Origin of the sequence: Methanofervidicoccus sp. A16 (assembly GCF_003351865.1) — an archaeon.
In the GTDB taxonomy this organism is placed as follows: Archaea; AGJL01; Methanococci; order Methanococcales; family Methanococcaceae; genus Methanofervidicoccus.
On sequence record NZ_CP022242.1, the window covers coordinates 573,467 to 587,797 of the forward strand.

Annotated in this window: 8 protein-coding genes and 1 tRNA gene; 2 read left to right on the top strand and 7 right to left on the bottom strand. The window is 36.6% G+C overall.

Annotation, left to right across the window (positions count from 1 at the left end):
- Positions 1-239 precede the first annotated feature (239 nt).
- The 7 genes from infB to CFE53_RS02735 all read right to left on the bottom strand — a co-directional run bounded on the left by infB (position 240) and on the right by CFE53_RS02735 (position 11,016).
- Positions 240-2,039, bottom strand: coding sequence for a translation initiation factor IF-2 (infB, locus tag CFE53_RS02705; protein ID WP_148120364.1), 1,800 nt, complete (start codon positions 2,037-2,039; stop codon positions 240-242).
- Between the two features lie 487 nt (positions 2,040-2,526).
- Complete coding sequence (alaS, locus tag CFE53_RS02710; protein ID WP_148120365.1) at positions 2,527-5,229, bottom strand: alanine--tRNA ligase; 2,703 nt, start codon at positions 5,227-5,229, stop codon at positions 2,527-2,529.
- 400 nt (positions 5,230-5,629) lie between these two features.
- Positions 5,630-6,886 (bottom strand): M20 family metallo-hydrolase, encoded by a 1,257-nt coding sequence (locus CFE53_RS02715; protein WP_148120366.1) that lies wholly within the window; start codon positions 6,884-6,886, stop codon positions 5,630-5,632.
- Positions 6,887-7,196: 310 nt separating this feature from the next.
- Positions 7,197-7,273: transfer RNA gene (locus CFE53_RS02720), tRNA-Ala, on the bottom strand.
- 51 nt (positions 7,274-7,324) lie between these two features.
- Positions 7,325-8,353: an A24 family peptidase C-terminal domain-containing protein gene (locus tag CFE53_RS02725; protein WP_148120367.1), complete on the bottom strand. Its 1,029-nt coding sequence runs from the start codon at positions 8,351-8,353 to the stop codon at positions 7,325-7,327.
- A gap of 662 nt (positions 8,354-9,015) precedes the next feature.
- Positions 9,016-10,203, bottom strand: coding sequence for a redox-regulated ATPase YchF (locus CFE53_RS02730; RefSeq protein WP_148120368.1), 1,188 nt, complete (start codon positions 10,201-10,203; stop codon positions 9,016-9,018).
- A gap of 99 nt (positions 10,204-10,302) precedes the next feature.
- Positions 10,303-11,016: a metal-dependent hydrolase gene (locus CFE53_RS02735; RefSeq protein WP_148120369.1), complete on the bottom strand. Its 714-nt coding sequence runs from the start codon at positions 11,014-11,016 to the stop codon at positions 10,303-10,305.
- Positions 11,017-11,110: 94 nt separating this feature from the next.
- On the opposite strand from CFE53_RS02735, the gene sucC reads away from it, so the two are divergent.
- Together sucC and carB are read left to right on the top strand one after the other, a co-directional pair.
- Positions 11,111-12,196, top strand: a complete 1,086-nt coding sequence (gene sucC, locus CFE53_RS02740) for an ADP-forming succinate--CoA ligase subunit beta (RefSeq protein ID WP_148120370.1) — start codon at positions 11,111-11,113, stop codon at positions 12,194-12,196.
- A 677-nt stretch (positions 12,197-12,873) separates the two neighbouring features.
- Positions 12,874-14,313 (top strand): carbamoyl-phosphate synthase large subunit, encoded by a 1,440-nt coding sequence (gene carB / locus CFE53_RS02745; protein WP_148120371.1) that lies wholly within the window; start codon positions 12,874-12,876, stop codon positions 14,311-14,313.
- Positions 14,314-14,331: the final 18 nt, after the last annotated feature.

Consider the following 14,331-nt stretch of genomic DNA (forward strand, 5'->3'; position numbering starts at 1 on the left):
ATAAAAGTTAAAAAAGAGGGTAAAAAACTTAAGAAAAAGGTTAATAGAACTTTAACCACCTTTCAAGTGGTGGTATTAATATAAGGAATAACAGGCGAGGTTTAGTTTTTATTTTTGCTTTTTATTTATTATTTTTAAATATTTTAAGTATTCTTATATCTTTGATTTTATGTTTTTAATAATTATTATTATAATTAATTTTTTAATAATTATCATTGTAATTAATAATAACTTATTTTTTAAATCCCCCAGAACATGTTATTCTCCAACTTCCTCTTCAACTCAACAAACCTCTCTAAAGCCTCCTTCTCATCCTCCCTCAATCTATCCTTGTACTCATGTACAAATTTCCTAACCTCCTCCTCTGGGACATCCACATAGAGTATGTCGTTCTCCTTTACATGCCTTCCAAGGATAATATTCCCCTCAATAGAGATAGGTACCTGCATACCTGCAGTTGCCTCCTTAATATTTTCCTGTTCCCTATTCTTTATCTCCCTTACAAATCCTATCTTTTTACCACTCTCATTAATAAGTGGGCTCTTTACCCTCAAGGTACCACAGAGTACCTCCACCCCACATATTGCAGGTTTACTCTTTCTAAATATACAGTTAGGTAGTACCTTTATCACAGCAGGTCTTGTAAGTTTGTCAAACTCATCAGATTTAAGGGCCTCCTCCATCTTTTTAACCCACTCCTGATAGTCCTCAACTATTTTATAGATAATATTCCCCTGAATAATTTTAACATCACTGTACCTCTCTAACTCCTCCTTTGCATCTGGAAGTATCTTTGAGTTGAACGCCAGTATTACTCCGTAAAGTGGATTTATCTTACCGTAGGTGTGGGCCTCTATAATATCCTTCTTAGATATATCCCCTACCTCTGCCTTCTTGATCTTTACCCCTATCTTCTTCAACTCCTTTGCAAGAGCCTCCAAGGATCCCATGGTGTCTCCCTTGATTATAATACCCTCCTCATCTGTTGGTATGCTCAACTCCTCTATCTCCTCCATAACCTCCTTCTTTGCCTCCTCTATCTTATCCTTAGGTACTATTCTAAAGGGACTACCTGCTATAACTCTATCCAATTCTGGAGCAGATATCTTAACTCCAGCGGCGGCAGTAACCTTATTCACAGGTTTAAATTTATCCCTAGGATCCCTCATCTCATCCAGTGGTTTTGGCTTTAGAAGTGCCTTAATCCTTGAGACTACAACTCCATCGGGGTTTCCAAGAACTATATAATCTCCCCTTCTCGCTATTCCATCGTATATTATTGCATCTAAGGTTTTACCTAAGCCTCTCTCCTCCTTAACCTCCAACACTGTACCCTTTGCAGGTCCCTTAACATCTAACTTCAGGTTATCCTCTAGGTACTTCTGAGCCAATCCTGCTATCATCAGTAGTAGATCTGGGATTCCCTCTCCAGTCTTAGCAGACACCGGTACTATACATACAGTCCTTGTAAGATCCTCTACCCTTGTAAAGAGATCTGCATTAAATCCTAACTCGTTGAGAGGTTTTATAATGTTGTTGTACAGTCTTATCTCAAACTCTGTTAAGGCGTTGGGATGTTGCACCTTTTCGTTGAAGTTCAAGACAAATGGCACATCCTTAGAGTTCCAACCTGGGACGAGATCTAACTTGTTAGCAGCCACTATAAAGGGTGTTTTATTCTGTTTAAGTATATTGATGGATTCTATGGTTTGAGGTTTAAACCCCTCGTTAATATCCACCACAAGTATGGCAATATCTGCCAATGCACCCCCTCTCTTCCTAAGGGATGTAAATGCCTCATGTCCTGGGGTGTCTATAACGAGGAGGCCAGGTATCTTTAAATCTGCCTTCAACATCCCTAAAAGATCCTTTGCAACTTTCTTTATAACATCTATTGGGATCTCACTGGCTCCAATATGTTGAGTTATTCCCCCCGCCTCCCTCTGACATACTCTAGTTTTTCTTATTCTATCCAGTAAACTAGTCTTTCCATGGTCTACATGACCTAATACACATACTATAGGACACCTTAGATCCATAGTATCACCATCTTTTATTGTAAAAATTAATGTGTAAAAATTCCCAAAAAGGAATAAAATTACCTCCTATTTTGGATGATGGTATTTATCCAGCAAACTTTTATTTATATTTTTTATAAAGGTTAAAAAGGGGCAGGTGTCTCTTACTATTTCTCGATTCTAAAAAATTTTTGATAGTTTTTGAAAATATTTTTAATTATTTTACCTTAATTCCCATTAAAGTGATGATTTAAATAATAAAAATAATAAAAAGATTGAGAAATATTAAAATTTAATATCATATAATAAAATTAATAATAGCAACTGTTAGGAAGGATCTACTCACTTCCATAGTATCTTAGAGCACCCTAGGAGAGACTATTTATCTCTTTATTTTGATTTAAATATCTTCTTTTTATATTTTTATTATAATTATTATTCTTATCAGGATTTTTTGATGGGAATTGGGATTATTTTTTTAATTATAATAATAAAAAAGTAATCCTTCTTATTCATCTTCCTGCTTAGTTATCCTCTTTATCTCCTCTCTCAATTTCTTTTTTATCTCCTCAATATCCCCTAAATACTTACCCTGGGCTAGATCCTTTCTCCCTCCACCCTTTCCAACTGTCCTTAATAAACTAACCATATCTACATTTACACCTTTACCACATTTACAGAGTATATACCCATCTTTATTAAGAAGAATTACTATAGTGTTATCCCCTACTAAGTTATCTGCAGTTGTCATAAGTTCCTTTGGAGTACCCTCTACCTCCTCTATTAACACTTGATAATTCCCTATCTCTCTGAACTTGTTTATCAACATATACCTCTTATACTCCCCTATCTTCTCCTCCAACTCCTCTATAACCTTCCTCTGCTTCTTCCACTCCTTGAAGAACCTCTCTACAGTCTTAGGTAGTTTCTCAACAGGCACCCCAAGTATCTCTGCAGACTTAAGTAGTATATCCTCCATGGCAGTTACTTCCCTAACTGTATTTATACCACTTGTAAATATCAACCTCTCCACACCGTCCTGCACCCTCTCACTTCTAAGTATCTTTATATATCCTACCTCCAAGGTACTCTCACAGTGAGTACCTCCACATGCCTCTACATCAACACCCTCTATCTCCACTATCCTCAATGTATTCCCTGGTACAACACCTCCCTGGTATATCTTAAAACCGTACTTCTGTTCCGCCTCGTTTCTATCCATAAATCTAGATCTTACAGGTATATTCTCCAATACAATCTTATTTGCTAACTCCTCCATCCTCTTTAACTCCTCCCTGGATATTCTCTTGTAGTGGGTAATATCCAACCTCCCTCTCTCAGGATCTACGTCAGATCCTGCCTGCCATACATGTTTCCCTAACACCATCTGGGCGACAGCATTAATAATATGGGTTGCAGTGTGGTTTCTCATTAAGTTGATCCTCCTCTCCCAGTCTATAACACCTCTTACTACATCCCCCTTCTTCAACCCCTCTACACTGGAGAGTTTATGATAAACTATACCATCCTTCTTCTGCACATCTAAAACCCTCCTACCTCCAAGAGTTCCAGTATCACACTTCTGCCCCCCTCCTTCAGGGTAGAAGAGGGTTTTATCTAAGATAACGTAGTTATCCACTATCTTCAATATCTTACCTTCAAATTCCCTCATCTTAGGATACCTGTAGAAGAGTAGTTGGGTTTCTTCAACATCTTCACCTACTGGAGGCAGATCCTTCTCCTTCTTCTTCTCTTCAGATCTCTTCCTCTCATGTCTCTCTGCAACTAAGGTGTAGAAGTTATCTGGAATTTCCACCTTAACATCCTTTCCTATCTCCTTGACAACATCAACTACAACCTCTGGAGGTATTCCCTTACTGTCGTATAGATCTATTAGATCCTCGGTGGATATTTTCTTTTTCGATTTCAGGAGCCTCTCCACTATACCCCTACCTCTACTTACAGTCTCCCTGTACCTCTCCTCCTCTACTTTGATTACATCCATTATGTAGTCCCTCATCTCAAGTAGTTCTGGGTAGAGTTCCTTTAACTCCTCAAGGTGTAGATCTACTATCTCCCCAAGGGAGAGGGTAATACCTACTTTGTCCATGTACCTGAGGGTTTTCCTCAGGATGAGTCTTGCCAGGTAGCCATCTTTAACATTAGATGGAACTATACCATCTCCAAGCATAAATGCCAAACATCTCGTATGATCCCCTATGGCGTATATGTACTCTATAGGTGTAAGTATCCTGTCCAACTTCTCCACATCCATATTGAGCCTTTTGGCAACCTCCTTTCTAAGCACCTTAAGATCTCCTGTATCCTCGATGTTCATAATGCCTGCAAGTGTAGCACTCTCCTTTAGTATCTCCTCCATATCTAAGGATTCCCCAGGGATGTTCTTAGCACTCTCCTTTAACCTCTCGATGATATTACCAAATAGGGCATCGTATACAGTAGGTGTTCCATGGGACACCCAGAGGAACCTCTCTATCCCATAACCTGTATCTACTATCTTCAAGGGCATCTCCTTGTAAGTATCTCCTACCTTCTCGTACTTCATAAATACCAATGTAGCCAACTCTACACCATGGGAGATTACCTCATAACATGGCCCTGCATTTCCTCCCCCTTCCCACCAACTCTCTATAAAGGTTAAGGATTCCTCGGGAATACCTAACTCCTTCATGAAGTTAAAACATAGTTCTACAGTTTCATCTGTCCAGTAGATTTCTCTATCCTCTTTATTAAAGGCGTGGTGTCCTCCCATTGTAAAGGATGTTAGGTGCCTCCCAGTTCTTCCAACGTTGTCTATATCGTTCAACCTAATACAGGGTTGGGCTATTACTAAGGGATTTGCCACAGGATCCACTATTCCCTTTGTAACCCATGGTTGAAATACTGCAATAGAGGCTATAGTTAATAATATATCGTCCCTCCATCTCCTTGCAGTTACAGGGTATCTCTTTACAGGTGTATGTCCATGCCTCTCGAAGAACTTTAAAAACGTTTTTACCATCTCTGTGTAGGAGTACTTTTTATTAGTTATTGGGTTTCCAATGAAGGAGTACATATCACAGGGACTGTCTCCACAGGTCTTTCTATCCTCATCTAAGGTCCAGAAGTACTGGCCACACTTTTCACATCTCTTTCTTACAAAACCTTTCTCTTCAAAGAGTTTTACCTTATAGTCGTGATCGATTTTCATAGTGTCACCTTTATTGGATAGGTAGTATTAACTAATATATTCTTAAATAATTTTAACCATCGACCATTAAGAAATTTCAATAAAAAATGATTATTTAAATAATTATAAAAATAAAATAAATAATAAAAAAGATATTTTTAAAATACCTTAGGATGCTCTAAGTACTTAAGAGATAAGATAGATTTTGTAGGTTCTTTTTCTTACAAAGGTTTGTTAATCCTAAAAATATAATATGCAGATAGAGTTCTACCTATGTGTAAGAGGCATCCTTTTTTAAGACCTCACGATATTTCCAAAATTATTATCTATTTTTTAATTTTTTATTATTTTTATTAATTTCATTATATTTATTATAAAATGTTATATTTATTAACTATTTTTTAATCATCTTTTCTAGTTTTTATTCATCATTAAGTACCTCATAATAGACCTTAGCCATATTTATCAGATCCTCTATCTTTATATGTTCATTAGGCTGATGTGCAGTCTCCTCACCTATTCCCCACACCACAGTATCGTAGTTCTTATACCTCAGGAATGCCCCAATGGTGCCCCCTCCCATACCACAGAGAATAGGCTCCTTATTTAACACCTTTTTTATGGCTTTTCCTATCTCTTGGACGATCTCAGAGTCTTCAGGGGTTTTTGAAGGCTCTCCCCTCTGAAGTATCTCGTAATCTATGGAAACTTCATCAAGGGCTTCCCTATCGTAATGTATTAAATATCTATCGAGGTTTTTCTTGAAATCCTCTATAAATTCTTCGATATCTCTTAGAACCTCCTCAAGTTTGTAATCTGGTAGTATCCTACAGTCAAAGGTGAATTCTATATACCCTGGAATGGTATTTACATTCTCTACGTTGTTGATTATCATAGTAGGTTCAAAGGTTGAGTAAGGGGGAGAGAAGAGAGGATCCTCCCTGTTGTACTTGGAGTAGAGTTTATTATAGAGATCCCTTATAAAGTTTGCACTTAATACGTTGGCATTTATTCCATCATTTGGGGTACTTCCATGGCACTGTTTTCCCTTAATCTTGAATCTTATCCAGAGTATCCCTTTCTCTGCGATCTCTATGTAATTACCCTCAGGAGTACCAAAGTCTGGTACTATTATTAGATCATCTTTGTTAAATACCTCCTCCTCGTACTTTAGGAGGTGTTGGATACCGTATCTACTACCACACTCCTCATCAGATAGGAATATTAAACTTAGGTTATACTTTGGATTAAATTCCTCACTTTCGAATATCATCTTTAAAAGTATCAGTGAGGACACTATCCCCTTGTGGTTATCTTCACTACCTCTCCCGTATATTTTTCCCTCTTTAATTCTCGGTTCATAGGGAGGAGATTCCCAGAGACTCAACTCACCCTCAGGTACTGTATCTATATGGGAGATAATATGTAAAGTTCTACCTCTATTAAAGTCGAATTTTGCAACAATATTTGGTCTAACTATTCCTTTTTCATCTACTACATCGTAGTTGACAATACGACAGTTTTTTATCTTATATCTCTCTATATACTCCTTCAACTTATTTAAAATGTACTCTCCTTTTTCCTTCTCCCCAGTACCACCAAAGGCAGGGTTAACAGATTTTATTCTAATTAAATCGGAGGCTATTTCTATAGTCTCTTTAACTATATCTTTGTTCATACTATCCCTTTTTAACAGATTCTCGTTATTAAAGTTGGTCAAAAAATGAGTTGATTAATACTATATTTTTATTAATATACTATTTATAAGATTTAAGAACTTTATAAAGTTCACTGAGAGAAAAATAGGAATTAACAGAACTCTACTATTTTCCTTGTATCTTTAGAAAACCAGCAGGAATTTTTAGAATGATGTGTACTTTATCCTCTCTTTTTCAATTTTAATTTTTAAAATAGTAAAAATATATGCAAATATATAGATATAATGTTAAAAATAATTAAAAAAAATTAATAACAATACTACAAAAAAGTGGTGGACTGGGCGGGATTTGAACCCGCGGCCTCCGCACAGCCAATGCGGCGATCTCCCAGACTGATCTACCAGCCCACAGTGCGGGATATTTTAAGTTATTTCTCATATATATATTTTTCGGTGTTACTATACTACTCCAAAGTAGTAGTGAAGTATCAACACCACCAGGTACCCTACAAGTACAAAGGGCACAAAGGGATATGTTGTAATTAGAGTTAATTCATCTACAGGTATCTTACCTTCCCTGTGCAACCTCTGTAGAAGTTCTAGGTCCTCCTTCTTTAGCCCATCTCCATCTGTTAAGATGATCTTATCGTAGTCCCCCTTTTTCCCCATCTCCATATCTACCATTATCTTAAACCTCCTCCACAATCCAGCCCCTTCCACCTTAGCCCTCCCATCCTTTATGAAGATGATATCCCTCAGTATATCTCCCTCCTTCAACTGAGGTATAGGTTTTTTTACAGATACCTCGGCACCAGTTAATGCGTATATTACTATAGATATAAGGATGAATTCAAATACACATATTACAAAGGATATCAGGAGGTTGTTGTCTGTAAAGTAATTTCTATCTATCACATAGATACCAAGGAGGTAGAGAGGGGTTAAATAACTTAATTTGTTTATCATCTCTCTGTACCATGGTATCTTCCTGGAGATAAATATAGAGGCGATTACATACATCCAGAGGAGGAGGGAGGCGTAGGGTACTTTATATTTATAAAATAGATACGTCAGAAAGCCATAAAATACACTTAAACCTAAGGAAGATGGTATAATACTCTTCCAGTACTTTCTAAGGATGTTTATTAAAGGGAAGAAGGCTACAATTACGGCACTTATACCTATCAAGAGGAGTATAGGTATCGGCACGTATAATATCTTACCTCCATAGGAGAATATAGGTGCCAAAGTGGTAAATATCTTTACATCTCCCCCTCCCATACCTATACCTAGTATGAGGCAGAGTATTAACGTGGCAAAAAAGGAAATAATGGCATCTAATCCAAAGAGGTAATAGCCAACTGGTAGGTTTATCAACAACATAAGGATAACAACAGTATGAGGTATCTCCCTAGTTTTAATATCAGTATATGAGGCTATTAAAAGGAGAATGAAGTTGATAAAATATACTACTGTCAGGATGTCCATTTTTCCACCTGAGATATAGTAATTTTATAAATATTTTAGAATAAAACTATAAAAATCATGATAATGATTAAAATGGGATATTAATAAAAAATCCAGTCTCTATTTTTAAAATATCATTATAAAAATAATGAGAATAATTATAAAAATATAAAATAAAATAAAAAAATAATAAAAAGACAGAAACAAAAAATATAATTTTCTAGACCCTAGTTCCCATCAAAAGGATAGTTTAAAGAATAATAAAAATAATTATAAAAATAATAATATTTTAAAATAAAAACTTCTATCTTTTAAAAAGAAGATTGGAGGAGAATGATCCTCTGAATATTTTTTAATACAGGAATTTGGAATAGGATTTTTCTATCTTACCTAAGGGTTCGGAAAGATCTTAGAATATCTAAATATTTTTAATTGATTATTTAATTATGATTTTTACTATAATAATTATCTTTTTATTATTCTTTAATTACTACTGATGGGAACTAAGGTAGTAATCCTACTTGTTTCTCCAGTGTCCAATATAGAAAGAAAAGGTTATATTTTATTTTTCTGCTATAATAATCATTATTTTTATTATTCTTCTAATTACAATCTTGATGGGAACTGAGGTAATTTTCTAGTTTAAATCTTTATGTACTCTATAATTATTTATCATAATCACTTTACTTAGCAGATACTATCTTTATAATATCTCCATCCTTTAACTGGTAATCTGCTCCAACTCTCATCTTCCTCCTTGCATCTATAGCGTATATAAATTTATCCCCTATCTCTGTATGTATCATATATGCCAAATCTCTAGCTGTAGTCCCCCTCTTTACCAGAAAACTATCAGGGAGTACGTTGCCCTTCTTATCTGAGTACTTATTCTCATCCTCTACAGGATAGACAACTATCATATCTAGGAGATCGAAGTATGCCCTGTTGAGGATCTCCTGCACCCCTGTACTACCGTACTTTTTTAGATAATCCCTGATATACTCCAAGGCGTTCCTCTGGGCATCGTTTAATGAATTACTAACTATCTCAAAGTCATTTTTTACCCTGTCGTACTTTATCAACCCTGCCTTCTCCGCCCTCCTTAATGCCAGTTCTATCTCCGCAGATGTAGGTATAACTATGTAGTCCTTAAATTCCCTCTTTAACCTCTTAATATTCTCCTGGGCATCTGGATGATCAGCCTTATTTGCAGCAATGATCATAGGTTTAGAGAGTTTTCTCAAGGTTCCTGCCAAGTTCTGTAGATCCTCCTCACTCCATCTCTGAGGATTCTCATCTAAACTAAGGGTATTTATAGCACTTTTTACCTGATCCTCTGAAATGTTTAAACCACTAAGTTGTTCAGCGATAACCTTAACGATGTTCTTCTGTTGCTGTCCCCTCCTGGCCAACTTATCCCAGTTCTTGGAGAGTATTCCATATATCCACATATCTAACTCTTTAAGTAAAAACTTTACATCCTCCACAGGATCGTGATTCTCAGTAGGGTTTCCCTCTAGATCTGTTTTACCACTTGCATCTACCACCAATACAAGGGCATCAGCCTGTCTTAGATCGTCTAAGAATTTATTTCCCATCCCTTTTCCCTTATGAGCCTCTGGAACAAGTCCTGCAACATCTACAATTTCCACAGGGATATGTCTTATACCATCTATACACTTGGAGTTTTGAGGATTACATTTAAGGTTCAACTCCTTACATGGGCAAGGTGTAGTAATATAGGATATTCCAACATTTGGATCGATAGTTGTAAAGGGGTAGTTGGCAATATCTACAGTTTTCTCTGTCATTGCATTGAATAGTGTAGATTTCCCTACGTTTGGTTTTCCTACAAGTCCTAATATCGCCATATTTTCACTTGTTGTAATTTTTTGATCTTGAATCCAATTAAGTAGGATTAGAAGAAATATAAAAATAAAAATAGTTATAATTATTTTTCTTTTAATAAATTATAACAGTCCCTTACCATACTTACTTACAAAGTTGTAAATAACCAGTAGTAGCAGTAAGATCCATACCCCCATAAGTATTATTCCTTCTCTCCTGTAAAGTTTATAATTTAGAGGGTATAAGGCATTACATCCAGCAGGTGTTAAAGAGTCTCCCAATATATGGGAGAAGTAACCGATACCTACAGGTACTATATAGTGATACATACCGGGGAAATTTATTAAAGGGTGTTTTACACCTGAGAAGATGAGATATATCACGATCCATACAAAGATACATATAGGAATTACCTTACCTAGGATCTTCTCACTACTTACCATACTCAGGGCTATTATCCCTGCAATTATTGGAGAGAACACTGAAAGTTTATAGGCTAAAAACCCTAAGATGGCAGAAACCACAAGCATACATAAGAATGTATGGGTTATACCTCTGTGGTTGGCAAAGTATGGTATTAGGTACAGTATCAGTACTGCAGTGGATACTACAAAGAAACCTATGTCGAAGTAGGAAGGTTTAAAAAGATAGAGTAATATATTAATTAATACTAAACCTCCTGAGAGATATATACCTCTATTTACGATCTCCGATTTTACGTCATGATCTAAATCTGGATAGAGGGCACCTGCAACTAGGAGGAATACCTGCTCTGGAGAGGATATAAAGGGCAATCCCATAGCCAATCCAAGAATTGTATGTCCCTTCCACATCATAATTTTACCTTTGTTTATTTCTAAGTTAAATTAATAAAGAGCAATGACTATCATAATCCTTATTATTTTTAACTATTAATAACTAGGTGAAGGTATGAAGTTGCACGAGTACGAGGCCAAGGAGATCTTTAAGGAGTATGGAATACCAGTTCCAAAGGGTTTTATAACATCAGGGAAGGTTGAGAAAATAGACGGTCCAGTTGTAATTAAAGCCCAGGTTTTAGTGGGAGGTAGAGGTAAGGCTGGAGGTGTATTATTCGCCGATACCGTGGAGGAGGCGAATAGGAAAATTGAGGAGTTACTGAATAAAAGTATAAAGGGAGAGAAGGTAGAGAAGGTACTTATAGAGGAGAAAATACCTATTAAAAAGGAGTACTACCTAAGTGTAGTTATAGATAGGGTAGAGAAGAAACCCCTTATTCTATTCTCCACAGAGGGAGGGGTGGATATAGAGGAGGTTGCCCAGAGAAACCCTGAGAAGATAGTAAGGTACTACGTAGATCCACAGGAGGGGTTTCTACCCTATATGATCAGGGGGGTGTTGAAGGATCTCGGTTTGCCCTCCCAGGAGATACCTAAGGTTGCAGATGTTATATACAGGGTGTATAAGATATTCAGGGAGAGGGACGCCACCCTTGTGGAGATAAATCCACTGGTGATTACAGAGGATGGAAAGGTTGTGGCTGTGGATGGGGTGATACATCTAGATGATGACGCCCACTTTAGACAGGATTACAGTAGATTCGAGGAGTATAGAAAGAGGGAGAACCTACCCTTTGCCTATGTAGAACTGGAGGGGGATATTGGAGTTATAGGGAATGGGGCAGGTTTAACCTTGGCAAGTATGGATATAATAAAGGAGTACGGTGGTAATCCTGCATGTTTCCTAGATATTGGAGGGGGAGCCAGTGAGGATATTGTTAAAAAGGCCCTTGAGAAGGTCCTTGAGAGGGAGGATATAAGAGGGGTGTTTATAAACATAATGGCGGGAATTACCAGATGTGATGAGGTTGCAAGGGGGATAGTGGAGGTACTGAAGAAACACCCTGATGTGAAATTTTCAGTTAGGATGATAGGTACCAACGAGGAGGAGGGTAGAAGGATACTTATGGAGAATGGCATACCTGTTGAGGATTCTATGGAGGAGGCTGCTAAGAAGTTGATAGAGATGTTAAATTAAAAATTATAATAAATTATAATTATTATTATGGTAATAAAAACCTTTAAGAGAAATTAATAACAAAATAATAAATTAATAATAAATGATGATAATTATCCATAAATAATAAAAATATAATAACCCTAGTTCCCACCAAAGTAATAATATAAAAAATAATAATAAAAACCCTAATTCCCATCAAAGCAATAATTTAAATAATAAAAATAATTATAAAAATAGTAAGATAAAAATAAAGAAAATGTTTTTAAAATAAAAACTTCTATTAATCTCAGATATAACATTTTAAAAATAAGATTGGAGGAGAATGATCCTCTGGATACCTTCTAATATAGTAGATATCAGAATAAGATCTCCTATCTTAACTAAGTATTCAGAAAGATCCTAAGGGTATTCAATATTTTTATATTGGTTATTTTCATTCTTCTTTTAATCACTACTTGGTAGGAACTAAGGTATTATATTTTTAATCACTATCTTGATGGGAATTGGGGTATTTTAATATTTTCTTAATCTTTTTATTATTTTTATTATTTAAATTATTGCTTTGATAGGAATTAAGGTTTTTTATAATTATTCCCATTATTATTTTTTAAACAATTACTTCGATAAAACTAAGGTTTATAAATATATTAACCCATAAAAATATAATAAACTGTTATTCTTTTAGAGGTGAAATTTTGAAGAGGGAGGATATTGAGCGTGTGATGATATTAGGATCTGGTCCTATTGTAATCGGTCAGGCTGCAGAGTTTGATTACTCAGGTTCCCAGGCCTGTAAATCCCTAAGGGAGGAGGGAATATACACTATCTTAGTAAATTCCAACCCTGCCTCCATCCAGACAGATAAAGGTATTGCCGATAAAGTTTATCTGGAACCCTTGGATGTGAATATTGTAGAGAAGATCATAGAGAAGGAGAGGCCCGATGCTATACTTCCAACTATGGGGGGGCAAACTGCCTTAAACTTGGCGATGGAACTACACAGTAGAGGTATCTTGGAGAAGTACGACGTGGAACTCCTAGGTTCAAGGATTAAAACCATAGAAACCTGTGAAGACAGGGATCTATTTAAGAAGGCGATGGATGAGATAGGAGAACCTACAACTAAATGTTATGCTGTAAATTCCTTCGAGGAGGCGTTAGATGCAGTATCTAAGTTAGGTTATCCTGTGATTGTAAGGCCTGCCTTTACCTTGGGAGGTACTGGAGGGGGGATAGCCCATAACGAGGAGGAGTTGAAGAGGATAGTGGAGAGGGGATTAACGTATTCCTTAATAAATCAGGTGTTAATAGACGAGAGTGTCCTTGGATGGAGGGAGTACGAGTACGAGGTTATGAGGGACAGTAAGGACAACTGTATCGTAGTATGTCACATAGAGAACATAGATCCCATGGGGATACATACGGGAGAGAGTATAGTCACTGCACCATCCCAGACACTCAGCGATGAGATGCACCAGATACTGAGAAACGCCTCTCTGAATGTTATCAGACACCTCTCCATAGAGGGAGGTTGTAATATACAGTTTGCAGTTAATGAGGATATGACAGAGTACAGGGTTATAGAGGTTAATCCCAGGGTGAGTAGAAGTTCTGCATTAGCAAGTAAGGCAACAGGGTATCCCATTGCAAAGATAGCAGCGAAGATAGCGATAGGGATGACACTAGATGAAATTATGAACGATATAACTAAGGAGACACCTGCAGTCTTCGAGCCTACAATAGACTACGTAGTTGTAAAGATCCCAAGGTGGCCCTTTGACAAGTTTAGAACTGTGGATAAAACTTTGGGAACCTCTATGAAATCCACTGGAGAGGTTATGGCGATAGGTAGAACCTTCGAGGAGGCACTCCAGAAGGCTATTAGAAGTTTAGATATTGGAAGGAATGGTATTATTGGAGATGGGAAGGAGAAGGGATACAGCAACGAGGAGATAGAGTATCTACTGAAGAATCCAACAGATGAGAGGATCTTCGTAATTGCAGAGGCATTAGATAGAGGTTGGACAGTCTCAGAGATATCTGAATTAACCTCTATACATCCCTTCTTTATAGAGAAGATTAAGAAGATCGTGGATATGAAGAAGAGGTTGGAATATCTGGCGAATCTGGTATAGGAGTTATATTTTCTCTTT